The 25,891-nt window shown below is 59.9% G+C and carries 25 protein-coding genes; 14 read left to right on the plus strand and 11 right to left on the minus strand.

Going from position 1 to position 25,891, the window contains the following annotated elements:
• Positions 1-40: 40 nt before the first annotated feature.
• Positions 41-886, plus strand: a complete 846-nt coding sequence (locus tag K3727_21245; GenBank protein UWQ91226.1) for an alpha-1,2-fucosyltransferase — start codon at positions 41-43, stop codon at positions 884-886.
• A 52-nt stretch (positions 887-938) separates the two neighbouring features.
• Here K3727_21245 and rlmN read toward each other — a convergent pair whose 3' ends face one another.
• Entirely contained in the window at positions 939-2,123 is a 1,185-nt protein-coding gene (rlmN, locus tag K3727_21250) for a 23S rRNA (adenine(2503)-C(2))-methyltransferase RlmN (protein ID UWQ91227.1), read from the minus strand.
• A 306-nt stretch (positions 2,124-2,429) separates the two neighbouring features.
• On the opposite strand from rlmN, the gene K3727_21255 reads away from it, so the two are divergent.
• The 3 genes from K3727_21255 to K3727_21265 all read left to right on the plus strand — a co-directional run bounded on the left by K3727_21255 (position 2,430) and on the right by K3727_21265 (position 4,989).
• Entirely contained in the window at positions 2,430-3,830 is a 1,401-nt protein-coding gene (locus K3727_21255) for a selenium-binding family protein (GenBank protein UWQ91228.1), read from the plus strand.
• 2 nt (positions 3,831-3,832) lie between these two features.
• On the plus strand, positions 3,833-4,492 hold the full coding sequence (locus K3727_21260) for a hypothetical protein (protein ID UWQ93482.1): 660 nt from the start codon (positions 3,833-3,835) through the stop codon (positions 4,490-4,492).
• 104 nt (positions 4,493-4,596) lie between these two features.
• Positions 4,597-4,989 (plus strand): nuclear transport factor 2 family protein, encoded by a 393-nt coding sequence (locus K3727_21265; protein ID UWQ91229.1) that lies wholly within the window; start codon positions 4,597-4,599, stop codon positions 4,987-4,989.
• A 124-nt stretch (positions 4,990-5,113) separates the two neighbouring features.
• On the opposite strand, the gene K3727_21270 is transcribed toward K3727_21265, so the two are convergent.
• A complete protein-coding gene (locus K3727_21270; protein UWQ91230.1) occupies positions 5,114-6,004 on the minus strand; it encodes a LysR family transcriptional regulator in 891 nt (296 codons plus the stop codon).
• 106 nt (positions 6,005-6,110) lie between these two features.
• Here K3727_21270 and K3727_21275 point away from each other — a divergent pair, with 106 nt between their 5' ends.
• Positions 6,111-7,775 (plus strand): GMC family oxidoreductase N-terminal domain-containing protein, encoded by a 1,665-nt coding sequence (locus K3727_21275; GenBank protein UWQ91231.1) that lies wholly within the window; start codon positions 6,111-6,113, stop codon positions 7,773-7,775.
• Entirely contained in the window at positions 7,772-8,980 is a 1,209-nt protein-coding gene (locus K3727_21280) for a mandelate racemase/muconate lactonizing enzyme family protein (GenBank protein UWQ91232.1), read from the plus strand. Before K3727_21275 ends, K3727_21280 begins: the two co-directional genes overlap by 4 nt.
• 68 nt (positions 8,981-9,048) lie before the next feature.
• On the opposite strand, the gene K3727_21285 is transcribed toward K3727_21280, so the two are convergent.
• Positions 9,049-9,579, minus strand: a complete 531-nt coding sequence (locus tag K3727_21285) for an invasion associated locus B family protein (GenBank protein ID UWQ91233.1) — start codon at positions 9,577-9,579, stop codon at positions 9,049-9,051.
• Between the two features lie 201 nt (positions 9,580-9,780).
• Here K3727_21285 and K3727_21290 point away from each other — a divergent pair, with 201 nt between their 5' ends.
• The gene (locus K3727_21290; protein UWQ93483.1) at positions 9,781-10,761 is read left to right on the plus strand and encodes an asparaginase; all 981 of its coding nucleotides are present in this window, start codon (positions 9,781-9,783) and stop codon (positions 10,759-10,761) included.
• 18 nt (positions 10,762-10,779) lie between these two features.
• Here K3727_21290 and K3727_21295 read toward each other — a convergent pair whose 3' ends face one another.
• The gene (locus tag K3727_21295; GenBank protein UWQ91234.1) at positions 10,780-11,154 is read right to left on the minus strand and encodes a hypothetical protein; all 375 of its coding nucleotides are present in this window, start codon (positions 11,152-11,154) and stop codon (positions 10,780-10,782) included.
• Positions 11,155-11,260: 106 nt separating this feature from the next.
• Here K3727_21295 and K3727_21300 point away from each other — a divergent pair, with 106 nt between their 5' ends.
• Both K3727_21300 and K3727_21305 read left to right on the plus strand, forming a co-directional pair.
• Entirely contained in the window at positions 11,261-12,196 is a 936-nt protein-coding gene (locus K3727_21300; GenBank protein UWQ91235.1) for a LysR family transcriptional regulator, read from the plus strand.
• A 66-nt stretch (positions 12,197-12,262) separates the two neighbouring features.
• Positions 12,263-12,991 carry a serine/threonine protein phosphatase gene (locus tag K3727_21305; protein ID UWQ91236.1) on the plus strand — a complete coding sequence of 243 codons (729 nt, stop codon included), beginning with the start codon at positions 12,263-12,265 and terminating at the stop codon, positions 12,989-12,991.
• Between the two features lie 113 nt (positions 12,992-13,104).
• Here K3727_21305 and K3727_21310 read toward each other — a convergent pair whose 3' ends face one another.
• The 3 genes from K3727_21310 to K3727_21320 form a co-directional block, all read right to left on the minus strand.
• Positions 13,105-14,061, minus strand: coding sequence for a cysteine synthase family protein (locus K3727_21310; GenBank protein ID UWQ91237.1), 957 nt, complete (start codon positions 14,059-14,061; stop codon positions 13,105-13,107).
• Between the two features lie 78 nt (positions 14,062-14,139).
• Positions 14,140-15,168 carry an L-threonine 3-dehydrogenase gene (tdh, locus tag K3727_21315; protein UWQ93484.1) on the minus strand — a complete coding sequence of 343 codons (1,029 nt, stop codon included), beginning with the start codon at positions 15,166-15,168 and terminating at the stop codon, positions 14,140-14,142.
• A 26-nt stretch (positions 15,169-15,194) separates the two neighbouring features.
• On the minus strand, positions 15,195-16,382 hold the full coding sequence (locus K3727_21320; protein ID UWQ91238.1) for a glycine C-acetyltransferase: 1,188 nt from the start codon (positions 16,380-16,382) through the stop codon (positions 15,195-15,197).
• 223 nt (positions 16,383-16,605) lie between these two features.
• On the opposite strand from K3727_21320, the gene K3727_21325 reads away from it, so the two are divergent.
• A complete protein-coding gene (locus tag K3727_21325; protein UWQ91239.1) occupies positions 16,606-17,691 on the plus strand; it encodes a Fic family protein in 1,086 nt (361 codons plus the stop codon).
• A gap of 17 nt (positions 17,692-17,708) precedes the next feature.
• On the opposite strand, the gene K3727_21330 is transcribed toward K3727_21325, so the two are convergent.
• A complete protein-coding gene (locus K3727_21330) occupies positions 17,709-18,275 on the minus strand; it encodes an XRE family transcriptional regulator (GenBank protein UWQ91240.1) in 567 nt (188 codons plus the stop codon).
• Positions 18,276-18,472: 197 nt separating this feature from the next.
• Between K3727_21330 and K3727_21335 the strand changes: the two genes are divergently transcribed.
• The gene (locus K3727_21335) at positions 18,473-19,648 is read left to right on the plus strand and encodes an acetyl-CoA C-acyltransferase family protein (protein UWQ91241.1); all 1,176 of its coding nucleotides are present in this window, start codon (positions 18,473-18,475) and stop codon (positions 19,646-19,648) included.
• An 89-nt stretch (positions 19,649-19,737) separates the two neighbouring features.
• Here K3727_21335 and K3727_21340 read toward each other — a convergent pair whose 3' ends face one another.
• From K3727_21340 to ubiE, 3 genes are read right to left on the minus strand one after another with little or no spacing between them, the layout of a single operon-like run.
• Positions 19,738-20,724 carry a 4Fe-4S dicluster domain-containing protein gene (locus K3727_21340; GenBank protein ID UWQ91242.1) on the minus strand — a complete coding sequence of 329 codons (987 nt, stop codon included), beginning with the start codon at positions 20,722-20,724 and terminating at the stop codon, positions 19,738-19,740.
• 25 nt (positions 20,725-20,749) lie between these two features.
• Positions 20,750-22,279 carry a 2-polyprenylphenol 6-hydroxylase gene (gene ubiB / locus K3727_21345; GenBank protein ID UWQ91243.1) on the minus strand — a complete coding sequence of 510 codons (1,530 nt, stop codon included), beginning with the start codon at positions 22,277-22,279 and terminating at the stop codon, positions 20,750-20,752.
• Positions 22,280-22,282: 3 nt separating this feature from the next.
• Complete coding sequence (gene ubiE / locus K3727_21350; GenBank protein UWQ91244.1) at positions 22,283-23,035, minus strand: bifunctional demethylmenaquinone methyltransferase/2-methoxy-6-polyprenyl-1,4-benzoquinol methylase UbiE; 753 nt, start codon at positions 23,033-23,035, stop codon at positions 22,283-22,285.
• 86 nt (positions 23,036-23,121) lie between these two features.
• Here ubiE and mutM point away from each other — a divergent pair, with 86 nt between their 5' ends.
• From mutM to rpsT, 3 genes are all read left to right on the plus strand, one after another.
• Positions 23,122-23,973: a bifunctional DNA-formamidopyrimidine glycosylase/DNA-(apurinic or apyrimidinic site) lyase gene (gene mutM, locus K3727_21355; protein UWQ91245.1), complete on the plus strand. Its 852-nt coding sequence runs from the start codon at positions 23,122-23,124 to the stop codon at positions 23,971-23,973.
• 63 nt (positions 23,974-24,036) lie between these two features.
• The gene (locus K3727_21360) at positions 24,037-24,813 is read left to right on the plus strand and encodes an enoyl-CoA hydratase (protein UWQ91246.1); all 777 of its coding nucleotides are present in this window, start codon (positions 24,037-24,039) and stop codon (positions 24,811-24,813) included.
• A gap of 230 nt (positions 24,814-25,043) precedes the next feature.
• Complete coding sequence (gene rpsT, locus K3727_21365) at positions 25,044-25,307, plus strand: 30S ribosomal protein S20 (protein ID UWQ91247.1); 264 nt, start codon at positions 25,044-25,046, stop codon at positions 25,305-25,307.
• Positions 25,308-25,891 lie beyond the last annotated feature (584 nt).

Genomic DNA, 25,891 nt, shown 5'->3' on the forward strand with positions numbered 1-25,891 from the left:
GCCTACACAGGTCACACCACACCCAGCCAAAGACACCCCGATGATCACCACCCGCCTTCACGGCCGCCTCGGCAACCAGATGTTTCAATATGCTGCCGCCGCCGGTCTGGCTGCGCGCCACGGCGTGCCGGTCGCCCTGGACAGCCGCGAGGCCATTGCCAACGGCGAAGGCGTGCTGACGCGGGTGTTCGACCTGCCTTTGGTGGCCCCCGATCGCCTGCCCCCGCTCAAGACCCACAACCCGCTGCGCTATGCGGTGTGGCGCAAAACCGGCGGGGCACCGCGATTTCGGCGTGAAACCGGCTTGGGGTACAATGCCGCAATCACCGGATATGACGACGGGTGTTACCTGCACGGATACTGGCAAAGCGAAGCCTACTTCGCCCATATCGCCGATCAGATCCGCCGCGATTTCACCTTTCCCCTGCTCGGCGATCCGCAAAACATCGCGATGGCCGACCGGATCACCTCCACCCCATCCGTGTCACTGCACGTGCGGCGTGGTGACTACCTGACACTCAACGCCCATGTGCTGTGTGATCAATCCTATTACGAGGCCGCCCTGACCCGCATCGTTCAGGGCCTGGACACCGACCCGACGGTCTATGTGTTTTCCGACGATCCACAATGGGCCAAGGACAACCTGCCGCTGCCTTTTGACAAAGTGGTGGTGGATTTCAACGGGCCGGACGCCGATTACGAAGACATGCGCCTGATGTCGATGTGCCAACACAACATCATCGGCAACAGCTCGTTTTCCTGGTGGGCGGCCTGGCTGAACCGCAACCCGGACAAACGGGTGGCAGGACCAGCCCGCTGGTTCGGAGACCCCAAATTGTCAAACCCGGACATCCTGCCAAACGACTGGTTCAGAATCGATCCCTGATCTCCCCTCAACCCGGCGTAGGGTGCGTGCTTGCACGCACCTCCCGATCAGATCAATTGCTCAAACCAGCCTCGGCTTCGATCTGCTTGCGCGATTTGCGGGCCCGTTCGGTGGCCGACTTCAGTTGCCCACAGGCCGCCAGGATATCCTCCCCCCGCGGGGTGCGGATCGGCGAGGCATAGCCCGCCTTGTAGATGATATCGGCAAAGGCATGGATGCGGTTGTTGGAGGACCGCTTATAGGGCGATCCGGGCCACTCATTGAACGGGATCAGGTTCACCTTGGCAGGAATGCCCTCAATCAGCTCGACCAATCGCTGGGCATCTTCCTTGCTGTCGTTCACATGATCCAGCATCACGTATTCAAACGTGATGCGCTCGGAATTGGTCAGCCGCGGATAGGCGCGCAACACCTCGAGCAGCGCCGCGATGTTCCAGCGTTTGTTGATCGGAACCAATTTGTCCCGCACCTCGTCTGTGGTCGCGTGAAAGGACACCGCCAGCAAACAGCCGATCTCTTCGGCGGTGCGGGCAATTTCCGGCACCACACCGGATGTCGACAATGTGATCCGGCGGCGGCTCAACTGGATGCCTTCGGGATCCATGACGATCTTCATCGCGTCACGCACATTGTCAAAATTATACAGCGGCTCGCCCATGCCCATCAGCACGATGTTGGACAACAGACGGGTTTCATCCTTTGGCGCACCGGGCACCGGCCATTCGTCCAGATCATCCCGCGCCATCATCACCTGCCCGACAATCTCGGATGCGTTCAGGTTGCGGACCAATTTTTGCGTGCCCGTGTGACAGAACGAACAGGTCAGCGTGCAACCCACCTGCGACGAAATACACAACGTCCCGCGCCCCTCTTCGGGAATGTAAACCACTTCGACCTCATGGCCGCCAGCGATCCGCACCAGATACTTGCGGGTGCCATCGGTTGACACCTGTTTTGAGACGACTTCGGGGATCTCGATGACGAATTTTTCCGCCAAATCGGCGCGATACGCCTTGGCCAGATTGGTCATCTCGCCAAAATCACGCTTGCCCCACTGGTAAATCCACTGCCAGATCTGGCCGACCCGCATCTTGGCCTGTTTTTCCGGTGTTCCATTGGCAATCAACGTCTCGCGCATCGCATCGCGGGTCAGACCAACCAGGTTGATCTTGCCTCCCTCCGGCATCTTGCGCGGCAGGGTCAGAACGTCCTGGGTAATTGGGGCATCGGCGGTCATGGCAAAGGGTCCGGTTTTGTCGGGTGGATGCGCCTCTATATAGGATTCTGAACCAAGAGCAAAAGGATTCAGACTCTTTTCCGACCGCGCGCCCACCCCGACACGGTCCGATCTGCTGGGCCTGCTGCCCGGGTCGACGCGGACAAAGGTCAAAGGCGCGCCTCATCACATTCATGAATCGTTTTTCGCGAATTTGTTGACGGGCCGTCCAATTTTGTCGTTACTGGAACAAAAGGTATTTCCAAGAGGCAGGTATTCTCCGAGCTCCGTTCGTATCACCAATTTTTTCCAGGGAGGAAAATTGAAATGAACTTGCGACCCGACCCGACATTTCACGCCACACCCAAGCTGGCCATGGCCGCTCCGGTGGAAAAGCTTGCCTTCACACTGATGCTCAGTCCGGATGGATCCCAACCTGATGGCCTGGCAGTTGTGGACGTGGACCCGACATCAGGGACCTATGGCCAGGTTGTTCATTCGCTGATGATGCCGAATACCGGCGACGAATTTCACCATTTCGGCTGGAATGCCTGCTCTTCCGCGCTCAGCCCGCTGACCGGCCATGCCTTTCTGGAACGCCGCTATCTGATCATTCCCGGCATCCGCTCCAGCCGCATCTACATCATCGACGTCAAGGAACCCCTGAACGCCAAAATTCACAAGATCATCGAACCCGAAGAAGTCTGGGCAAAAACCGGCTATTCGCGTCCGCATACCATCCACTGCGGTCCCGAAGGCATCTACGTGTCCACCCTGGGCGGCGGCGGCGAAGATGGCACCGACGGACCTCCGGGCATTTTCATCATGGATTGCGAGACCTTCGAAATCCTTGGTCGCTATGAAATGGACCGGGGCATTCAGGACAAACATTATGATTTCTGGTGGAACCTGCCGCGCGACTACATGGTCAGCTCGGAATGGGGCCTGCCGCCGCAGTTCGAAAACGGAATCGTCGCCGAAGATCTGCTGAGCAACAAATACGGCCACAGCATCCATTTCTGGGATCTGCGCGCGCGCAAGAATATCCAGACGATTGATCTGGGTGAAAACCATCAGATGGCGCTGGAAATTCGCCCGGCACACGACCCGGCCAAGCAATACGGGTTCTGCGGCGTTGTCGTGGATACAACCAACCTTCAGGGCGCAATCTTTACGTGGTGGCGCAATGATGACGGCACATTCGAGGCCAAGAAAACCATCACCATCGACCCCCAACCCGCCGCAGCCGACGACCTGCCGGACCTGCTCAAGGGGTTCGAGGCCGTGCCACCGCTGGTGACCGACATTGACCTCAGTCTGGATGACCGGTTTCTCTATGTTGCCTGCTGGGGGACCGGCGAAATGCATCAATACGATGTGTCCGACCCGATGAACCCGACGTTGGCAGGCAAGGTCGAAATCGGCGGCATCGTCAAAAAGACGCCGCACCCGAACGGACAGACATTCGGCTATGGCCCGCAGATGGTCGAAATCAGCCGCGATGGCAAACGGGTGTATTGGACGAACTCGCTCTATTCCACCTGGGACGATCAATTCTATCCCGGCGAAAGAGGTGCTGCGATGGTGATGGCGAATGCCGGTGATTCTGGCGGTCTGACGCTGGACGAAAACTTCTGGGTCGCCTTCCCGGACGGGTATCGCAGCCATCAGATCCGCCTGGAAGGCGGTGATTGTTCGACCGACAGCTTCTGCTATCCCAACACCTGAACGTGGGGGCGGAACACTCCTTGGCGGCCCTTTGGTGGGCCGTCATCGCCTCGGGGATCTATCATGGCGTGAATCCGGGAATGGGGTGGCCGCTATCCGTCTCCGCAGCCCTGATGGAGGGGCGGCGGAGCGCCCTGATCCGCGCGCTGGCGATGTTAGCGCTGGGTCATTTTCTGGCCATGTCGGCGATTCTGTTGCCGTTCTCGGCGATGGTCGGGCTGGTACAATGGCAACGCGAAATCCGCATCGCGGCAGGGATCCTGGTCATGGGATTTGGTGTGTACCTGCTGATCAACCGCCGCCACCCGCGGATTCTGGCCCGGATCAAACCCACCCGATTGGCGCTGTGGTCCTTTCTTGCGGCCACCGCCCATGGGGCCGGCATGATGCTGGTTCCCATCTATCTGGGGCTGTGCCGGATTGACGAACTGGACAGCGGACACAGGGCCGCCTCTGAACTGATGTCCAGCAACATTGATACGGCGCTGTCGGTGGCCGTTGTCCACACCGTCGCAATGACCCTGTCCGGGGGCCTGCTGGCCATTGGGGCCTACACGTGGCTGGGTCTCAAATTTCTCTCCCGAACATGGGTAAACATGGACACTGTCTGGGCGCTCAGCCTGCTGCTGGTGGGTGCCATCGGGCTGTGGACCGCATGGTAACCCGCCCGCGCCCCCCGGCCCCACACCCCCCGGCCCCGAACCCCCGTCTTGTCCGAACCCTGCGCATCCCCTAGGCTGAAGGACTTAACCGGGAGGAATTCAAAGTGTCATTCAGTCAAAGTGATTTAAACGACCTTGCCGCGCGTTACACAGACGCGTGGAATTCAAAACAGCCTGAAAACGTGGCCAACTGCCATGCGGCCAGCAGCAGAATCGTTATCAACCGTGGCGACCCGTCTGTCGGGCATGACGCGTTGACCGAAATGGCCGCAGGGTTTCACACCGACGTTCCCGACCTGGTTTTGAAAAACGATGGCATTCGCGCCGCCGGCAGCCATGTGATCTTCATGTGGACCTTCACCGGACATCACGCCGAAACGGGGAACCCGCTTGATGTGAGCGGCTGGGAAGAATGGGAGCTTGATGGCGATATGAAAATCACCTCGTCCCTGGGGTGGTTCGACGGCGAAGACTACGACCGCCAGGTCGCCGGTTGATCACTGCCGATCGCGTCGTCACATTTGGTGTCGGCGCGATCAGCACACCGGCCCGCGACGCTACCATGCCGGGGCTAACAACACGGCCAACAACACGACCAGCGACACGACCGGCAACGGGGGCCTAAACCCCGACCCGATACAGCCCCATCACCCAGTTTCGGAATATCGCGACCTCGTCGCGTTGCACGGCGCGGTCTTCCACCACCAGATAATGCGACCGGCGTTTGGGCAGCTTGTATTCAAACGGGGCAACCAACAGCCCCTGATCCAGATATTGCCGGGCAAAACTGTCCAGCACCATGGTCACGCCTTCGCCCGTCATCACGATCTGCAACGCGTTGATCGACGAATCCGTGCGCATCCAATCGGTGGCCGCCGTGAACTCCAGCCCATGCAGTTCTGCCAGCTTGCCCCAATCGGTTTCCGACCCGACAATCTGGACCACTTTGGACTGGGCCATCCGGTCAATCGACAGATCCGCTCCGAACGATTTGGCAAATTCGGGATGGCACACCGGCACCGCCGATTCATGCCCCAGATGTGTGGTGTGGGCGTCCTTCCAATCGCCCAACCCGTATCGGATGTCGATGTCCAGATTGTCCTCGTCAAACCGATCCGCCCAGATCGACGTGGTCAGATGCACCAGAATATCCGGATGTGCAGACTGAAACTGCGCCAACCGGGGCGCAATCACCAGCGCAGCACAGGAAATCGACGCCCGCACCCGCACCACCCGTTTGCGTTTTTCCAGAAACAGCCCGGTGGTGGCGGCGATCATTTCATTGAACGATTTGCGGATGGTCTGGGCATAGGCCTGCCCGATGCTGGTCAATTGCACCCCACGGGGCAGGCGCACGAACAGCTGGGTGTTCAGATGTTTCTCCAACAGGCGGATCTGTTGACTGACCGCCGCCGGGGTCAGCTTCAGCTCGTCGGCCGCCGCGGAAAAACTGTTGTGTCGGGCCGCGGTTTCAAAGGCACGCAACCAGGTGACATGGGGCAGATCGGACATTTTGCACACCTGCAATGAAAATGATGCCTTAGGGGTAAAATGGATAGTTTGATTTGTCGATGCCCTTTGCCCAGTCTGCGCCAACCACGGCTCGGGAACATCGCCAATGTCCACCTCTCCCTCTTATGATTTCATCATTGTCGGCGCCGGATCAGCGGGCTGTGTTCTGGCCGACAAACTCACCCGATGTGGCCGTCACAAGGTGCTGCTGATCGAAGCAGGCGGCACAGATCGCCGGTTCTGGATCAAGGTGCCGCTGGGCTATGGGTTCACCTTTTCCGACCCTGCGGTGAACTGGCGCTATGACGCCGAACCCGATCCTGGTCTGGACGGGCGTCCCGCCTATTGGCCCCGGGGCCGGGTGCTGGGCGGGTCCAGCTCGATCAACGCCATGGCCTATGTGCGCGGGTTGCCGCATGATTTCGACGATTGGGACACCGCCGGGGCCACCGGCTGGGGCTGGGACACCGTCCGCCAGACGTTTGACGCTCTCGAAAGCAATGACGAATACGATGCACACGGGCGTTGGCATCGTCGCGGCGATGGCCCGGTGCGGGTTACGGACATGCGCGACCACATGCACCCGTTCACCCGCCATTTCCTGTCCGCCGCCCAGGACATGGGATGGCCCGCCATGGACGATATGAACGCCGCCCCCGCGACCCCGTCCAACACCCCCCCGGGCGAAGGGTTGGCCCATGTGCGCAGCACCGTCAAAAACGGGATGCGCTGGTCTTCGGCCGATGCGTTCCTGCGCCCGGCCAGATCACGCCCCAACCTGACGATCGTCAGCAACGCCCATGTGGAAAACATCGTCATTGAAAACGGCGCTGCCACAGGCGTGCGCTATCGTCGGGGCCAACAGAAACACCACGCCCGCGCCCAGCGCGAAGTCCTCCTCAGCGCCGGGGCGGTCAACTCACCACAGCTGTTGCAGCTTTCGGGCATCGGGCCCGCCGCCGTGTTGCAACGCCATGGAATTGCGGTGCACAACGACCTGTCCCAGGTCGGTCAGGGGTTGCAGGATCATCTGGCGGTGTCGCATTTCTTTTGGGCCAACGAACCCACGCTGAACGCCAAACTGGGCCATTGGCTGGGCCAGATGCGGGCCGGGCTGACATACATCCTGACCCGACGCGGTCCGCTGGCGGTTCCGGTCAACCAATGCAGCGGCTTTGCCCGCACGGCCGGTGCCGATCAGCCCGATGTACAGGTCTATTGCAACCCGGCCTCCTATTCGACACAGGCCAGCGGCAAACCTCAGATCGACCGCGACAACGGGTTCCTGTTGTGCGTGCAACCCTGCCGCCCGACCAGCCGGGGCGACATCACCATCCGCTCGGCCAACCCCAACGACGCCCCGCTGATCCACCCCAATTCGCTGTCGACCCCCGAAGACCGCGCCACCGTCCTCCGTGCCAGCCACCTGTTGCAATCGCTGGCCCAAACCCCGGCGATCACCCGCGTCACCCGCGAACGCCGCGAACCGGATATCATGACGATGGACGACGACGCGCTGTTGGAAAACTTCCGCATCCGCGCGGGCACGGTGTTTCACCCCACCTGCACCTGCCGCATGGGCACGGATGCCACCAATTCGGTGTTGGATGCGCGCCTGCGGGTGCATGGCACACGCGGGCTGCGGGTGGTTGATGCCTCGGCCTTTCCCAATATCACCTCGGGCAACACCAATGCCCCCACCATGATGCTGGCCGCCCGTGCCGCTGACCTCATCCTTATGGATCAAACCGACAACAGGACCTCCCCATGAAACTCGACAAGATCGAAACCTTTGTCTTTGGCAACCCGCCGCCGCGCCACGGCGGGCGCTATTTCATCTTTGTCCGGCTCACCACCGCCTGTGGCATCACCGGGGTGGGCGAGATTTACAACGCCACCTTTGGCCCGGATCTGTGCTGTGCCATGGCGCGCGACATGTTCGGCCGCCAATTCCACAACGAAAACCCACATCACATCGAAAAACTCTGGCGCCGATCCTATGGCGCGGGCTATACGCTGCGCCCCGATGTGACGGTGATGGGGGTGCTCAGCGGGTTGGAAATGGCCTGTTGGGACATCATCGGCAAGGCCGCCGGTCAACCGGTGTACGAATTGATGGGCGGCAAGGTCCACGACCGTCTGCGCAGCTATACCTATTTGTATCCCGAAGACGGCGACGTTTACCCCGACCCAGACACGCCCAACGTCTACAACGATCCTGACATCGCCGCCCAGGTCGCCCTGAAACGGGTCGAACAGGGGTTCACCGCGGTCAAATTCGACCCCGCCGGCCCCTATACGATCTATGACGGCCACCAACCCCGGCTCGAAGATCTGGAACGCTCCGAAGCTTTTGTCAAAACCATTCGCGCTGCCGTCGGCACCCGCGCCGATCTGCTGTTCGGCACCCATGGGCAATTCACCGTCTCGGGCGCCAAACGCATGGCACGCCGTCTGGAACCCTATGAACCGCTGTGGTTCGAAGAGCCCACAACTCCGGAAAACCCCGCCGATATGGCCGAAGTCGCCCGCTTTACCTCGGTGCCGATTTCCACCGGCGAACGGCTCTGCACCAAACATGAATTCGCCCGGGTTCTCGAGGCCGGAGCCGCTTCGATCCTGCAACTGGATCTGGGCCGGGTCGGGGGCCTGCTCGAGGCCAAGAAGATCGCCGCCATGGCCGAAACCCGACAGGCCCAACTGGCCCCGCATCTCTATTGCGGGCCCGTCGTGGCCGCTGCCAATATCCAGATTTCAACCTGTTCCCCGAACTTCCTGATTCTGGAAAGCATCGGCACCTTTGACGGCCCCTACATGTCCTGCCTGAAATCCACGATCACCTGGGAAGACGGCTATGTCATCCCGTCGACCGAACCGGGTCTGGGGGTCGAACTGAACGACGACGTCATCGCCGCCAATCCCTATACCGGGACGGATCTGCATCTGGACATGGTGCGCGACCCGATTGCTCCGTAACACCGACCCAAACGCAAACAACCGCCCCTTGGGGCGGTTGGCACAACGCGGGGTCTCGATCGGGTGGATCAGCCGCCGCAGCGTTTGGACGCGTCGTCCACTGCCGCGGTAAAGCCCAACAGCGAAAATGTATCCTGGGTCTGTGTGCCCCGGGCGGACCGCGCGGTCAGCGTTGCCTGGGCTCCGCGTTTCATCGACGCGATGATTTTGGAATCATCCGCCTTGGTCGCAGGCCAGGCCCATTCCCCTTCGGTGAACAGTTCATATTCGTCGTCACCGATCGCCATGTTGACGGTCGATCCCGGCGCAAACGGATATCCGCCGGTAAAGGTCACCTGACCTTTGACCCCGGCACCGGGCCGGTAGAACACGAACAGCAACACGTCGCTGCGCCGTACGGCAACCACACGGCCACCACGGGTGTTCACGGTTTCCTTGGGGGCCGAAACGCTCCAGCATTCGGTGGGGTTGTCCTCAACGAACACACTCCAGTCCGTCTTGGCGGCGACCCGGTTGGTGCTTTGATCCTGTGCGGATGCGATAGTGGCCATCCCGGCCAAACACAGGCCCGCGGCTATGCGGGCGAGTAGCGATGCCATTTGTCCAGACTCCAGACTGTCCTTAACCTCAATCTTCAGAAGCGCGCGCAGCGTTGCCTTCGCCGTCTCTCTTGTCGCACTCCGTCGCTTGCCGACACAACCACACTAACTTAGTTTGCGCCATGTGCGAAAGAGCGATTGGCAGGATTTCGCCAAGAAGTGAGGCAAAACATGACCCAAAATGTCCCGCAACCGGTTCCAATGGCCGAAATCTGGCGTGGCCCCTTTCTGGAAAGCGTGCATTCCGGCCACGCGGTGATCTGTGATGACACCGGCCAAATCGTGCGATCCTGGGGAAATCCGGACGCGCTGATCTATCCGCGCTCCTCGGCCAAGATGATTCAGGCCCTGCCATTGGTGACCTCGGGGGCGGCGGACAAATACGGTTTGACCAGCGAACAGCTGGCGCTGGCTTGTGCCTCGCACAATGGCGCGGCCATTCACACCACCCGCGTCAGCGCCTGGCTGGATCAGCTGGGGCTGGGGGATGACGACTTTCGCTGTGGTCCCCAGGACCCCGATGATCCAGACGCCCATCGCCACCTGATCAAAACCGATCAAAGCCCCTGCCAGATGCACAACAACTGCTCGGGCAAACACGCCGGGTTCCTCACGCTGACCCAACACATGGGGGCCGGTCCTGAATATATTGCCATGGATCACCCGGTCCAACAGGCCGCCCTGACCGCCTTCGAGGAAACAACCGGCATGGACAGCCCCGGTTTTGGCTTTGACGGCTGTTCAGCCCCCAATTTTGCCACAACTGTCACCGGGCTGGCCCGTTCAATGGCGTGGTTTGCCTCGGCCGCCGATCGCTCTGACCGCGCCTCGGCCGCCGCGCAATCCCTTGCCGCGGCCATGATGAAACACCCCGACCTTGTCGCGGGCGAAGGCCGCGCCTGCACCAATCTGATGCGCGCCATGGACGGGCGCGTGGCGATCAAGACCGGTGCCGAAGCCGTGTTCATCGCCATCATCCCCGAAAAACGCATGGGCGTCGCGGTCAAGATCATCGACGGGGCCACCCGCGCCAGCGAATGCGCCATTGTCACGATTCTGGTCGGCCTGGGGGTGCTGGATCCCAATCACCCGGCGGCGCAGCAATACATGTCCCCACCGATCCTGAACCGGCGCGGTGTGACCTGTGGCGCGATCCGTCCCGGCGCGGCGCTCACGGCCTGACGCCGACGCGCTCCCGCTTCAGGCTGGTTGTTTTGCCGACCGCAGGACAATCAGCCCGAACACCAACATCGACGCCACGATGATCAGCGACCCACCCTTGGCCAGGGCTTCGGTCTGCCCCCGTATGGCCATGGCGATGCCGGGAATGCTGACCACCAGCGATGCCAGCACCAGCGCAAAATGCAGCTTGGCCAACCCGCTGTCCGCAGCGCGCGGCATCAGGTGGTAATAAAACGCATAGATCGCACAGCTGACCCATCCCAGCAGGTTCAAATGCCCATGCGCCGGGGACAACGTGTGGTCCTGGCTGGCCGCCATCTGAATGCCCCACGCCATGCCCATCAATGCGGTGATCACCGCCAGCGCCATGAATACCAATGCAATACCTTTCATCCGTCCCTCCCATTCCGCCAGAGCTTTGATGCTCTTCTGGGTCAGTAGTTTGGGGATAGAAATGAAATATGGAAAATAGATAGATCTGATAGTATCAATTTACAGTATGAATTTCAGATCCTTCGATCTCAATCTCTTGCGGGTGTTCGACGCCCTGCTGGAAACCAATTCCACCACATTGGCCGGACAGAAAATCGGCCTGTCGCAACCCGCCGTTTCGGCGGCTCTGGCACGTCTCAGACATGCGCTGCAGGATCCGCTGTTCATCCGTCAGGGCCGCCAATTGGTACCGACCGATCTGGCCACTTCGCTGCGCGATCCCCTGCGTGATGTTCTGGCACAGACCGAAATGCTGTTGGCCCCCCGCGACACCTATGACCCGGCCCGCTCGGCCGAAGACTTCAAGATCTCGGGCAGCGATTTTTTTGCCGAAATGCTGCTGCCGCAATTGGCGCGCCACCTGTCCGAACACGCCCCCGGAATGCGGATCCAGATGGTCGATGTGGTTCCGGACCGTTTCACCGATGCCATAGACCACCACAATGTCGACATCGCCCTGGTCCCGGATACGCAATTTCCCGACTGGATCGAAACACGCCCGCTGTTCCGGTCCGAGTTTCGGGTGATTGCGCGCCGCGGCCACCCACAACTGTCCGCCACATCAGAGTCCCATATGTCGCTGGACCAATTTTGTGACCTGACCCACATCCTGTTCTCACCCGAAGGGGATTTTGCCGGATTGGGTGATGATGCGCTGACCGCCATCGGGCGCAGCCGTCAGGTGGTCATGACAATGCCGACCTTCGCGGGAATCTGCACCTCTGTGGCCCAAAGCGACCTGATCGCCATGATCCCACAGCAACTGGCCGACCGGCTGGCCCCCCAGATCGGGCTGCACGTGTTTCACCCGCCAATGCCTATGCCTGCGGCGCACATCGTGATGATCTGGAACAAACGCTCGACAAACACGCCCGGTCACCGCTGGCTACGGGACCAGATCGCCCATCTTCTGACCCCGCTCGACGCCCGTGACGCCCGATAGCGCCCATACCCCTTTTCATGACCGCACCGCTGGGGCATCAAGGGCGCAGATCAGACCGGAGCCCCCATGACACGCCCAATCTATGCAATCGGAGACATCCACGGACAGCGCGACATGCTGGACACCGCCCTGGCCCGGATCGAAACGGATGGCGGCCCGGACGCCCGGGTCGTGTTTCTGGGCGATTACACGGATCGCGGACCGGACAGCCGCGGTGTGATTGACCGCCTGATCCAGGGCCAACAGGAGGGGCGCGACTGGACCATGCTGTTGGGCAACCACGACCGCATGTTTTCCATGTTCGTCGAAGAGTATCCGCGCAATGATTCCCAATTGCTGGTGGGCTATCACTGGTTGCATGATCGGCTGGGTGGTGTTGAAACCCTGGCCTCTTATGGGGTGCCGGTCCGGGACGGCGACAGGATCTTTCAGATCCACGCCCAGGCCCGCGCCGCCGTGCCCCGCGCCCATGTCGATTTCCTGAACAGCCTGAAACCCTATCACCAGGACGGCGAGCTGCTGTTTGTCCATGCCGGCATTCGCCCGGGCATCGCGCTGGCAGATCAAACCGAAGATGACCTGATCTGGATCCGTCACGATTTTCTAAACGACCAGACGGTGCACCCCTGGCTGGTCGTACACGGGCACACCCCCGCCAAACAGGCCGAGCACCGGGGCAACCGCGTCAACCTGGATCAGGGGGCTGGCTATGGCCACCCGCTGGCCTGCGCGGTCTTCGAAGGGCGCAGCTGTGCCCTGTTGACGGACCACGGCCGCGTCCCGCTCCTGCCCTGAACGCCCGCCTCTAGGACACCGTGGCGCTCCCGCCCCTTTGTCGTGTGCTGACGCACCCTCAAAGCGTTGGGCCGGGCAGTGCTGCGCACTGCGGGCATACGGCCAACTCAGGTCTAACCCCACAGATCCGTGGACAGATACTTCAACCCGCTGTCACAGATGACGACCCCGACAACGCCGCCCCTTTGCGGCCCCGCCAACAGATCCAGCGCGGCCGCCACATTGGCCCCGGCGGAAAACCCGGCAAAGATCCCTTCTTCCCGCGCCAGGGCCCGCGTGGCCTGTCGCGCCTGTTCGCCGGACACCTGCAGGAATCCATCTGCCTGCACGCCCTGCAACAGCGACAGATCAGGCATTGCATACCCCCCACCCTGAATCGGATGTCCCGGTGCCTGCGCCGCCGCCCCGGACAATACCGCAGCCCCCTGCGGCTCGACCAGATACCCCCGGATCCCCGGATCCCGCGCGCGCAGCGCTCGGATCGTCCCGGCAAAGGTTCCCCCTGACCCGGCAAAATCCGCAAATGCGGTCAGGCTTTCGTCGGAATCGGCCCACAACTCGGGCCCGGTGGTGGCAAAATGTGCCGCCGCATTCCCGGAGCGTTCGAATTGATCCGCGCGGAACGCATCCCTGTCAGCGGCAACCTGGCGCGCGACACGATCCACTTCGGCCAGATCCGCGCCCGAAACCTCGCCCGGGACCGACCCGGCCACCTGATCCACCAGAACAACCTCGGCCCCCAACGCCGCCATCATCCGCGCGCGTTCCACAGAATTGCCCCGGCTCATCACCGCGACAAAGGGATAGCCCCTGATCCCACAGACAATGGCCAGACCGGTGCCCATATTGCCACTGGTCAGCTCGACCACCGTCTGGCCCGGACGCAACGCTCCGCTGGCCTCGGCCTCCTCAATGATACCCTTGGCCGCGCGATCCTTTTTGGAAAACCCCGGATTCAGATAATCCAGCTTGGCCAGAATGCGCCCCTCCAGCCCCCGCGCCCGGACCATCCTGTCCAGCCAGACCGACGGTGTGCCCCCGATCACGTCCAATATCGACCTTGCCGCCATGTGCCTGTTCCTGCTTCTTTCTGGTCCCAAATACCTCGGGGTGAATGCCCCAACGGGGCAGAGGGGCAGCGCCCCTTCTTACCGCCAGTTCAGCACAACCTTGCCCGATCGCCCGGACTTCATCGCCGCAAACCCCTGCTCAAACGCATCCACACCAAACTGATGCGTGATCACTTTGCTGACGTCCAAACCGTTCTGCAACATGGCAATCATCTTGTACCAGGTTTCGAACATTTCGCGCCCATAGACGCCTTTGAGCGTGATGGCCTTGAACACGATCCGGCTCCAATCCACCGGTGATTTCCCTGGCGGAATCCCCAACAAGGCGATCTTGCCGCCCATCACCAATGCCTCGACCATCTGGTCCAACGCGGCCTGACTGCCCGACATCTCCAACCCGACGTCAAAACCCTCTTTCATGCCCAACTCGGCAATGACATCATTCAGGTCCTCGCGGGTCACATCAATCGCGCGCACCGTGGGCACCACATGCTGGGCCAATTGCAACCTGTCGGCATTGATGTCGGTGATCGCCACATGTCGCGCGCCCGCGTGCCGGGCAACGGCGGCGGCCATGATCCCGATCGGGCCTGCCCCGGTGATCAGCACGTCTTCGCCCAGCAGATCAAAGGACAACGCCGTGTGCACCGCATTGCCCAGCGGGTCCAGAATGGCACCGATCTCGTCCGGGATGTCATCGGGCAACGGCACCACGTTGAACGCCGGCAGCTTCAGATACTCGGCAAAGGCCCCCTGTTCGTTCACCCCGATTCCCCGGGTGCCCGGATCCAGATGGAATTTGCCCGACCGCGCCTGACGGCTGTCATGCCCCACCAGATGCCCTTCGCCGGAACAGCGCTGACCGATCTGCAACCCGTCGACATCGCGCCCGATCTCGACGATTTCACCGGCAAACTCATGCCCGGTGATCATCGGCACCGGCACCGTGGCCGACGCCCAATCGTCCCAGTTCCAGATATGGATGTCGGTGCCGCAAATCCCGGTCTTGTTGATGCGGATCAACACCTCGTCAGGCCCGATCTCGGGCACCGGCGCGCGCACCATCCACAACCCTTCCTGCGGGTGGGATTTCTCCAGCGCTTTCATGGTGTTCGGCCGTGCAACTGACTGGCTCATGTGATCACCCCCAATGCCTTGCCCACCTTGCCAAACGCCGCCAGCGCCCGGTCCAGTTCCGCGCGGGTCAGCGCCGCGTTCATCTGGGTGCGGATGCGCGCCTGCCCTTTGGGCACCACCGGAAAGAAAAAGCCCGACACATACACCCCTTCGTCAAACAGCTGCGATGCCATCTCCTGGGCCAACTTGGCATCCCCCAACATCACCGGAATAATGGGGTGTTCACCGGGCAACAGATCAAATCCCAGGCGCTCCAGCCCCGCCCGCCAATAGCGCGCATTTTCAAACAGCTGGGCGCGCTGATCGGCGCCGTCCTTGACCAACCGCAGGGCTTCGATCCCGGCGGCCACAATGCTGGGCGGCAGCGAATTAGAGAACAAATAGGGCCGCGCCCGCTGCCGCAGCAGGTCGATCACTGGCTGCGGCCCGGCGATATAACCGCCGATTGCCCCCCCCAATGCCTTGCCCAAGGTTCCCGTCACGATGTCCACATCCACACCAAAATGATCCGGCGTCCCCGCTCCATTCGGCCCCATGAACCCGGTGGCGTGACAATCATCCACCATCAACACAGCGTCGTATTTGTCGGCCAAGGCCCGGATTTCCGGCAGCTTGGCCAGATAGCCGTCCATCGAAAACACACCATCCGTGGCGATCATGATATGGCGCGCGCCATCTTCGCGGGCCTGTTTCAGCCAGGCCTCCAGATCGTTCATGTCGCTGTTCAGATACCGGTACCGTTTCGCCTTGCACAGCCGCACCCCGTCAATGATCGACGCATGGTTCAAACTGTCCGAAATCACCGCGTCCTCGGGACCCAACAGCGGTTCAAACAACCCGCCATTGGCATCAAAACAGGCGGCAAACAGGATCGCATCATCCTTGCCCAGAAAATCGGCCAGCTTTTGCTCCAGCTCGCGGTGAATGTCCTGCGTGCCACAGATGAACCGCACTGATGCCATGCCGAACCCCTTGGGCTCCATCACCGATTTCGCGGCTTCGATCAGCGCGGGATGATCCGCCAACCCCAGGTAATTGTTGGCACACAGATTGATGACCCGACTGTCACCAACCATGATCTCCCCCCCCTGGGGCGAGGTGATCATGCGTTCACGTTTATACAGACCGTCCTGTTCGATCTGGGTCAACGTGGCAGAGATATCGTTCAAAAAGGCTGCGGACATGATGTGACTCCCGTGTTCGAGTCACCATCTACCATAACGGACGAAATTCCGAAATAGAGGATTTCCCCCATCACGGAAAATTTTCCGCAAAGGTGGATAATGCCATTGCCATCGATTGCAGCTGATCGAAGCTCGGCCCTTTATGCTAAGAATATGCCTCATTGTTTTACATGACGTCTCGAATATGCAAAAAAAAACCGAATTCTTTTACATGTGAGAGTCAATGCTGAAAGAAACTTATCAGATCCCACAACTACCACCGGACTTCGATTTCGAAACGCTTGCAATCATGAAAGCGTTGACTCGGGCAACACGCAGCCTTGCTGAGGTAAAGGGAAGAGCCCCTGTCATCCCCAATCAAGGTGTTTTGATCGACACCTTGTCCCTTCAAGAAGCGAAAGACAGTTCCGAGATTGAGAACATTGTCACGACGAACGATGAACTTTTTCGAGGTGGCTATGAAAGGGACGCCCAGCTTTCAGGTCCGTCCAAAGAAGTCGCTGCGTACCGGGATGCTTTGCGTTTGGGATACAAGCAGTTATGTCAAACGGGGCTACTGACAAACCGCTTACTTATTGAAATGTTTCAGGTGTTGAAGGACCGAAACGATGGTTTTCGCAAACTGCCCGGAACCGGACTTCAGAACAGTGCGGGTGACATCGTTTACGTGCCGACCCAACACCCCCAAGACATTGAACAGCAAATGACCGACTTGGAGGCATTCATCAACACCGATGATGATATGGATCCGCTGATCCGGATGGCTATCATTCACCATCAATTCGAAAGCATTCACCCCTTTCCAGACGGAAACGGGCGTGTCGGTCGCGTGCTTAACGTTCTTTATCTGAGTAAGACTGGGCTACTAAATATTCCCATCCTCTACATGAGCCGCGGGATCAACCGACGCAAGGCAGACTATTATCGGCTGCTGCAAGCAGTCCGCGATGAAGGTGCTTGGGAAGAATGGGTTGTCTACATTCTCGATGTCGTAACAGAGACTTCAGAGCTTACGCTGACACTGATCGAGGGTATCCGTATACAGATGGCATTCTTCAAGACTGTTATCAAAGATCGTTACCCAAGGGTATATTCACAAGATCTGATAAACAACCTGTTCCGGCACCCGTATACCCGGATCGAATTTGTGATGAACGAATTGAACGTGTCACGCCCTACCGCGACCTCGTATCTGGAAAAGCTGGCAAAAGATGATCAACTGCCAATTGAGAAAATTGTTGAAGGCAGGAACAGCTACTATGTCAATGTTGCACTTGTTCAACTGTTGTCTGGCGATAACGATGCCTGATCAGACCACACAATCACTCAAGCGTTCTTCACAATCAAAAACACCCGTGCTGCACCTTCGGGCGCGGTGATCGCGTGGGCCACATCTGCCGCGTACCGCGCGGTGTCTCCGGCCTGCAATTGGTGTTCGGCCGCGCCGGAACGGACATGGATTTTGCCCTCCAGCACCGTCAGCTGCTCCATGGCCCCCCGCGTATGGGGTTGGCTGTTCAGCGCGCCGCCCTGATCGAACCTTATGTCATAGACCTCGTGCCCACCGGCCTCTTCGGGGGGGGACAGAATGCGGATGCGGCACCCCTGACCCATGTTTTCGATCTTGGGCACGTCCACGGCCCGCAAAACCTCGATCCGGTCCTGGCTGTCGCCGACATCCAGCAACCCGGCAAAATCCACCTGCAAGGCGCGGGTCAGGTTCCACAGGGTCGCGATGGTCGGGCTGCTTTCGCCGCGTTCGATCTGGCTGACCATGGATCGGGACACGCCCGACAGGTTCGCCACCGCCTCGAGCGACAGCCCCTGCGCGCGGCGCGCCTCTTTCAGGCGGGCAGGCAGGCGGGTCAGGATGTCGTCAGAATGTTCCGTCATAGTGGATTCCCTGCGCCTTTGGCGGCAATTTGTCAATTCTCCCGCACGGCCCATGATGCTGCGTTGCGGCGGTGCACGGGTGGTGCACGCAGGGTGCACGGATCGTGTCCCCCTGTTTTCAGTGACGGCACGTTGTACAAGACAGAAGATGCTGCATCTGCATAATACGCCCAAATGCTCATGAGGAGAGAGACACCATGACCGATATCGTCATCCTGGACGGCGCCCGCACCGCCATCGGCACCTTTGGCGGCAGCCTGGCCAATACCGCCCCCATCGACCTGGCCACCACGGTCTCGAAAACGGCCATGGAACGCGCGGGCGTGGACCCGGCCCAGATCGGTCATGTGGTGTTCGGCCATGTCATCAACACCGAACCCCGCGACATGTATCTCAGCCGCGTGGCCGCCATGCAGGCGGGCATTCCCAACGGCACCCCGGCGATGAACGTCAACCGGTTGTGCGGATCCGGTGCCCAGGCAATTGTGTCGGGGATTCAGTCGCTTATGCTGGGTGACGCCGACTTTGCCCTGACTGGTGGGGCCGAAAACATGTCGCGCAGCCCGTTCATCACCCCCCAAACCCGCTGGGGTGCCAAGATGGGCGATGTCAAATCGCTGGACATGATGCTGGGGGCACTGAACTGCCCGTTTGGCACCGGACACATGGGGGTGACGGCCGAAAATGTCGCTGACGAACATGACATCACCCGCCAGCAGATGGATGATTTCGCCATGGCCAGCCAGACCCGCGCCGCGGCCGCCATCGAGGCCGGGTATTTCCAAAGCCAGATCGCCCCGGTCGAGGTCAAGGTCAAACGCGACATGGTCCCGTTTGAGGTCGACGAACACCCCAAGGCAACCACCGGCGAAGCGCTCGCCGGATTGCGCGCCGTATTCAAAAAGGACGGACGCGTAACTGCTGGAAATGCAAGCGGAATTAACGATGGTGCGGCGGCGATCGTGCTGGCAAATGCGGATGCTGCCGAACGGGCCGGCCTGAAGCCACGGGCCCGCATTCTGGGCTATGCCCACGCCGGTGTGCGCCCCGAAGTCATGGGTATCGGCCCGGTCCCGGCGGTCCAGAACCTGCTGGCCAAAACCGGCCTGTCGGCCAGCGATTTTGACGTTGTTGAATCCAACGAGGCCTTTGCCGCGCAGGCGCTGGCCGTGAACAAGGAACTGGGTCTGGACCCGGCCAGGGTCAACCCCAACGGCGGCGCCATCGCCCTGGGTCACCCGGTCGGTGCAACCGGTGCCATCATCACCATCAAGGCGCTCTACGAACTGGAGCGGATCGGTGGATCCAAGGCGTTGATTACCATGTGCATTGGGGGCGGCCAGGGGATTGCATTGGCCATCGAACGCCTGTGAATTCAGGGGGTTGGGGGCGCTGCCCCCTCTGGGCCGTTGGCCCATTCACCCCCGAGGTATTTTAGACCAGAAAGAAGCAGGAGCGCGGGTCATGAATCCGCGTTTCTATGCGCGCGTCGCGCCAGTTTGGCGGCCAGGTTCGGGCCAACCCCCGGGAGCGACCAGGGACAGACAGCGATGCAAATTGCGCAGCCGTGGTGCTGGTTGAAGAAGGGCAGGCATTTGTCAAAATCGACATACCATTTATCAGCACCGCGCACGGTTTGCTTGTCTGCCGAGAGCGCCTGGGGCGGGCAGGCATCCTCGCAGATCCGGCAATTCTGACAGAAACCATCGATCCCGTGGTTTTGCGCTGGGGTGACCGGAAGCGGCGCATCGGTCAACACCGCCGAAAGGCGGAACGCCGCGCCCAGATCCGGATTGATGATCGAGCCATGTTTGCCCAATTCGCCAAAGCCGCAGGCCAACGCCGGGGGAATCATGGTCAGTGCGCCGGTCATGGGACCAGTGAGCGGGTCCGCCTGCCAGCCTTGGGTCCGCAACCATCCAGCGATTGACTTGGCTCCCAGTGCAGCGCGGCGGTATTGCTCCATCACATCCAGGCCCGCCACAGCATCTGGGGCGGTTTTTAGCGCGTCATAATCGTGGTGCACACCCAGCATGATCACCCGAGGCAAGGTGATGTCATGCCCATCAACGATCCAGTCCGGATCGATTGCGGCAACCCCGATCAATTCGCACACCCCATCCGCAACAAAGGTCGCCAGACCCGTGGACCAGTCCTGTTGCGAGCGTGCAACCGTCTGGTCCGCAACAGCCGGGAGCGGCGCATCCAGAACCGCCTGCCGGCCGACTCTGGCCTCGGCAAACCGGGGATCCCGCGCCGATTGGGCATAGAAATACAGCTGAAGATCACCGTGCGGGATATCGCCAGGGTCCGGTGCCCAATAGACCATGCGCGCCGGACGCGGAGCCGTTTCACCCAGCCCGTTGACCGCATTGCCGCTGAGGTCGGGCCAAAGCGCCATTTGTTCCGGGTCGGGAACAAATGGGCGATATGGGTTCTTGCGTACCATGGTTGAACCCTAGCACGCTGTGACGTCAAATCACCTGAGAAATGATCGCCGCGATTGCGGCCCCAACCCCGACGCCAATCAGGGCCGGTTTCCATCGGCTTGTGAACCCTGTGTCAGACGCGTCTTTGGGGTTGGATTGGGCAATCAGCGCCTGTTCGACCAACGCGGGCAAGCGGGGGCCAAAGCGGGCCAGAACCTTGGCCACCGTGAACAGGTCCGATGCAATGGCACGCGGGCCGATCGACCCTTTTATGTAGTCTTCGACAACGGGATGGGCGACTTCCCAGATATTGATCCGCGGATCGAGCGAACGTGCCACCCCTTCGACCACAACCATGGTGCGTTGCAACAGGATCAATTCAGTCCGGGTTTCCATGCCAAAGCGTTCGGTGACCTCGAACAGGTAATTCAGCAGCCGTCCCATGGAAATATGGTCTGCATCCATGCCAAAGATCGGCTCGCCCACAGCGCGCAGAGCACGGGCGAATTCGTCAACATCGCGGTTGGCAGGGACATAGCCGGCTTCGAAATGCACCTCGGCAACACGTTTGTAATCGCGCCGGATGAACCCAAACAGGATTTCGGCATAGACCCGGCGCGTGTATTCGTCGATGTGACCCATGATACCAAAATCATAGGCGATGATATCACCATTCGGGGCGACCTTGAGATTGCCCTGATGCATGTCCGCGTGGAAATACCCATCGCGCAACGCGTGGTTCAGAAACAGCGACAGCACCCGTTCGCCCAGCGCGCGTCGGTCATGGCCCGCCGCATCCAGCGCATCATTGTCCCCCAAAGGCGCACCATCAGCCCAGCCCAGCGTCATGACGCGGCGGGCAGACAGGTTCCACAGAATCGGCGGCAATTGGAATCCGGCGTCATTGACCGTATTGGCGGCGAATTCCGACGCTGCCGCGCTCTCCAATCGCAAGTCGAGCTCACCCTGTACCACGCCATCGAAATGTTCGATGACATCCATGGGCCGCAACCGCCGCGCGCCGGGGGCAAAGAGATCAACAATCCGGGCTGCAAAATAGAACGCATCAACGTCCTTTTTGAACGCCTTTTCGATACCGGGGCGCAGAACCTTGACGGCGACGTCCTGTCCTGTGTCCGCCAGGCGGGCCCGATGCACCTGGGCAATTGACGCCGCCGCAATCGGTTCGCTGAATTCGGAAAACAGCTGGTCAACCGGGACACCCAGTTCCTTTTCGACTTCGGCCATGGCTTCGGCCTTGGAAAAGGGGGGCAATTTGTCCTGAAGCACCCGCAGCTGCTGGGCCAAATCGTCGCCCACAACGTCGGGGCGGGTCGAAAGCACCTGACCGAATTTGATATAGGCCGGGCCCAGCGCGGTCAGTGCCCGCGTGGCGGGGGGCATGTCGGGATCACCCTTGTAGCCCAGCCATTTGAACGGCCAGCCCAGCGCATGCGCCACGAACCGCAGCGGTGCGGGGGCCTCGAACGCATCCAGCACCACATTCATGGCACCGGTGCGCTCCAGCGTGGCACCCGTTCGGATCAGGCGAATGATGTTATGGGGTCCGCGCATGGGTCAGATCTTCCAACCAGAGTGCAGGGCGGCAATGCCCATTGACAGGTTGCGATACTTGGCATTTTCGAAACCGGCAGTGCGCACCATACCCAGAAAAGTGTCCTGATCGGGGAAGTTGCGGATGGATTCCACCAGATATTGGTAACTGTCGTAATCATCGGCAATCAATTTGCCCATGCGGGGGATCACATTGAAGCTGTAGAGATCATAGGCCTTTTGCATGGCCGGGTTGGGCAACTGGCTGAACTCCAGCACCATCAGGCGGCCACCGGGTTTCAGCACACGGAACGCTTCGTTCAGCGCGTCCTGCGGGCGTGTGACGTTCCTGATCCCGAACGAGATGGTGTAGACGTCAAAGGTATTGTCCTTGAACGGCAGCGCCATGGCGTCGCCGGTTACCCAATCCAGGCTGTCGGCCATGCGGGCAGCTTCGGCACGTTTGCGCCCTTCGACCAGCATGGGTTCGGTCAGGTCCAGAACCGTAGAATGTCCATGACCGGCCCGTTCCAGAAACCGGAACGAGATATCCCCCGTGCCGCCAGCCACGTCCAGCAGACGTTGCCCCGGGCGCGGTGCCAGCCAATCCATCATCGCGTCCTTCCAGACACGGTGGATGCCGACACTCATCACATCATTCATGATGTCGTATTTCGACGCGACCGAATTGAACACGCCCTGAACGCGCCCGGCCTTTTCGTCCTCGCGGACGGTTTCGAACCCGAAATGGGTGGTATTGTCGGATCTGTCGGTCATACGGGTTGCCGTTTCCTGGATTTTCGCCCTTGTTATAGGCTGCTGGAGGCCGGGTACAATGCGGCCCATTGGATAGGAGCCATGTAATGCCTGAATTGCCCGAGGTCGAGACCGTCCGGCGCGGTTTACAACCGGCCATGGAAGGCGCGGTCATAGCCCAGGCACGGGTCAACCGCCCCGATCTGCGCTGGCCCTTTCCTGACCGCATGGCAGATCGTTTGACCGGTGCCCGTGTCAATCAGCTGCGGAGGCGGTCGAAATACATTCTTGCCGACCTGGATTCAGGCGAAACGTTGCTGGTGCATTTGGGCATGTCGGGGCGGATGACTGTATCAGGCGATCCGTTGGGGCAGTTCGTCCACGACCATCCTCAGGCGCAAAAACATGACCATGTGGTGTTTGACATGGATAATGGCGCGCGCATCACCTTTAACGACCCCCGCCGGTTCGGGGCCATGGACCTGCTGGACACCGCCACGGCCGATCAACACAAACTGTTGGCGGTGCTGGGACCCGAACCGCTGGGCAATGATTTTCACGAACAACATCTGATCGATTCCTTTCGAAACAAGAACAGTCCGGTGAAATCGGCGTTACTGGATCAAAGAATCGTCTCGGGGCTTGGTAACATTTACGTTTGCGAAGCCCTGTTTCGGTGCGGAATTTCGCCACGTCGCAAAGCTGGGCAGATTTCAGCCACCCGCGTCGCCAGCCTGGTTCCGGTCATCCGAACGGTCCTGCAAGACGCCATTGCAGCAGGCGGTTCTTCGCTCAAGGATTTCCGTCAAGCTGATGGAGAACTTGGATATTTTCAACATTCCTTTGATGTTTACGGACGGGAAGGCGCCCCCTGCAAACGGAATGGCTGTGATGGGACAATAGATAGAATCACTCAATCCGGACGCTCATCTTTCTACTGCGCGCAATGCCAAAGATAGCTTGATCGAGATGTGTCGCGTGATAAGGAATCGTCCCTGAACGGAACAACGAAAGCAGTGAATATGGCCTTTGAGACGATCAACGTCGACATTCAGGACCACGTATCCCTCATCAAGCTGAACCGCCCCGACGCGTTGAATGCCCTGAACACCCAGTTGTTGGGCGAATTGTGCGCCGCGCTGGAAGAAGCCGATGCCAACGACAAAGTGCGTTGTATTGTGCTGACCGGATCCGAAAAAGCCTTTGCTGCTGGTGCGGACATCAAAGAAATGTCGGCAATGAGCTTTGTCGATGTGTCCAAGATCAACCTGTTCGCCGACGTCAATGATCGTATCGCCGCCATCCGCAAGCCCATTATCGCCGCTGTCAGCGGATATGCGTTGGGCGGCGGGTGCGAAGTGGCCATGATGTGCGATTTCATCATCGCATCGGACACGGCCAAATTCGGTCAGCCCGAAATCAACCTGGGTGTTATCGCCGGGATGGGTGGCAGCCAACGCCTGACCCGTTTTGTGGGCAAGTCCAAAGCTATGGACATGAACCTGACCGGTCGGTTCATGAATGCCGAAGAGGCAGAACGCTCTGGTCTGGTGTCGCGCGTCGTGCCCGCCAAAAAGCTGATCGAAGAGGCCCTGGGGGCCGCACAGAAGATCGCCGAAAAATCCATGCTGACCGCGATGACCGCCAAGGAGGCGGTGAACCGCAGCTACGAACTGACGCTGAGCGAAGGCATGTTGTTCGAACGCCGGGTTTTCCATTCGATGTTTGCAACCGAAGATCAAAAGGAAGGCATGGCGGCCTTTCTGGAAAAACGTCAGGCCCAGTTCCGCGACAAGTAAGACGCAGGACATCTCCGATCCCGAGGGGCAGGCCGATGGGTCTGCCCTTTTGCGTTCGGGGTCGGAAACGGCAAAACGGTTCCCGGCTTGCCAATTGCGCCCAAGTTGGCTAAAGACCCGGCCATACATGCGCGTGCGGCCCGCTCTGGCTAGAATCACACCGGTGACCTGATCCGGGTTGGCTTGGCATTGCGCTTAGAAATCGAACCCGAATACAAAGGTCAAATACCATGGCAAATTCGCCCCAGGCAAAAAAACGCGCCCGTCAGAACGAAAAGCGTTTCGCTGTCAACAAAGCCCGTCGTTCGCGCATCCGCACCTTCCTGCGTAAAGTCGAAGAAGCAATCGAATCCGGCAACAAAGAAGAAGCAACTGCCGCTCTGCGCGCTGCTCAGCCCGAATTGATGCGCGGCGTGACCAAAGGCGTTTTCCACAAGAACACCGCCTCGCGCAAGGTTTCGCGCCTGTCCGCCCGCGTCAAAGCGCTGGGCTAATTCTGGGTCTCCCCCGGGAATCGGTGACCGTTCGGCATCTGTTCGGACAAGATCTGAATTAACAAATCTGGAAGGCGTTGCAGGATTGCAGCGCCTTTTTTGTTCTCTTGGTCCCAACCCGGCTTCTGCTGCAAGCGCGAGAGATTCTTTATCCCCAAAGCCTGAGTCAACAGCATAGTTTCGTTGCTGGGAGGGGGACGAAATTGCTACCAAGGTTTCAGCGATTCACTCGCTTGGGGGGACAGGCTGGATCCGGAACATCCGATGGGCATCGGAAGCTTTGGAGACGACTGTCGGGATACTGTTTAGAATGGCGGCATCCTGATGCGCTATGATCCGGTCACTCACCGGTGTTTGGCCCTGTCTATAAAATGAGTGTGTAACGGTTTTGTTTCAGAGGATCGTCCGTGCTGGATAGCGGATGATTTTGGGGGACATATTTGTCGTTATGTCTGCACAGACAACGGTGTCGGTTTTCCGGCAGCGACCGGTATTTTGGTGTGTGAATCCTAATGGTCCTGAGACCAACGAAAAAAATGACATAATGGCCGAAATGGCCAGCTTTGGGATGCGTGAGGCGCTGG

It is taken from the genome of Rhodobacteraceae bacterium M382 (assembly GCA_025141015.1).
GTDB classification, from domain to species: domain Bacteria; phylum Pseudomonadota; class Alphaproteobacteria; order Rhodobacterales; family Rhodobacteraceae; genus Aliisedimentitalea; species Aliisedimentitalea scapharcae.